Here is a 1,145-nt window from a genome sequence, read left to right as displayed (position 1 = left end):
TCAAATGAGCAAGCGGATCGTAGTTACCGGTGGAAGCGGCAAGGCCGGCCGCCATGCCGTTCCCTATCTGCAAAACAAGGGACACAAGGTCCGCAACCTTGACCTCGTTCCGTTGAACTGCCCCGGCGTGCAGACGCTGATTACGGATCTGACCGATGGCGGCCAGACCTTCAACGCTTTGTCGATGCATTTCAACGGCGAGGAGCTGCAGACGGGAGGCGGACCGGCCAAGGTTGATGCCGTCGTCCATTTCGCAGCCATCCCGAGCCTGCTGCTCAAGCCCGACAACCAGACCTTCGCGGTCAATGCGATCTCGACCTACAACGTCATCGAGGCCGCGGTGAAGCTGGGCATCCGCAAGGTGATCATCGCATCGAGCGAAACGACCTACGGCGTCTGTTTTGCCGAGGGCGACAAGGATTTCCATTCATTCCCGCTCGAAGAAGACTATGACATCGACCCGATGGACAGCTATGGCCTGTCCAAGGTCGTCAACGAGAAGACGGCCCGCGCGTTTGCGATGCGAAGCGGGATCGACATCTACGCCTTGCGGATCGCCAACGTCATCGAACCACATGAATACGACCGTTTTCCCGGTTTCCTTGCCGATCCAGCATCGCGCAAGCGCAACGCCTGGAGTTACATTGATGCCCGTGATCTGGGGCAGATCGTTGACCTTTGCCTGCAGGTCGACGGACTTGGCTTCCAGGTTTTCAACGCCGTCAACGACACCATCACGGCGACTGAACCGACGCGTGATTTCCTCAGTCGATGGGCGCCGAACACGCCCATCGTTCGAGAGCTCGGCGAATTCGAAGCGCCTCTCTCGAACCGGAAGATTCGTGAGGTTCTCGGTTTCAAGGAAGAACACAACTGGCGGAAATACGTGTCCGGCCGGTGATGTCGCAAGGCGCATCGCGGCTACCGCCAATCATCAACTCGGAGGAAAGATCATGGAGACCGTGAGACTTGGCAAAACCGGGCTTGAAGTCAGCCGTATCTGCTTCGGTTGCATGTCCTTCGGCAAGCAGACGGACGACCTCGAACTCACCACCGATGACATCAAGAAGCTTGAAGTCCCCTACAAGCCGCTGCACGTGGGCGGTTTCTGAGCGGAGCAAGGAAGCGAACATGACGATAGAACC

2 protein-coding genes are annotated in these 1,145 nt (G+C 57.9%); both read left to right on the top strand.

Features of this window, described 5'->3' with window-relative positions; all coding sequences use genetic code 11:
* Positions 1-4: 4 nt before the first annotated feature.
* Positions 5-901: an NAD(P)-dependent oxidoreductase gene (locus tag FHT71_RS31190; protein ID WP_183723314.1), complete on the top strand. Its 897-nt coding sequence runs from the start codon at positions 5-7 to the stop codon at positions 899-901.
* Positions 902-953: 52 nt separating this feature from the next.
* Positions 954-1,112, top strand: coding sequence for a hypothetical protein (locus FHT71_RS31185; RefSeq protein WP_183723315.1), 159 nt, complete (start codon positions 954-956; stop codon positions 1,110-1,112).
* Positions 1,113-1,145: the final 33 nt, after the last annotated feature.

Source organism: Rhizobium sp. BK060, assembly GCF_014193145.1.
In the GTDB taxonomy this organism is placed as follows: Bacteria; Pseudomonadota; Alphaproteobacteria; order Rhizobiales; family Rhizobiaceae; genus Rhizobium.
Note: the sequence above shows the minus strand (reverse complement) of the source record. Positions and strands in the feature narration are given on the sequence as shown.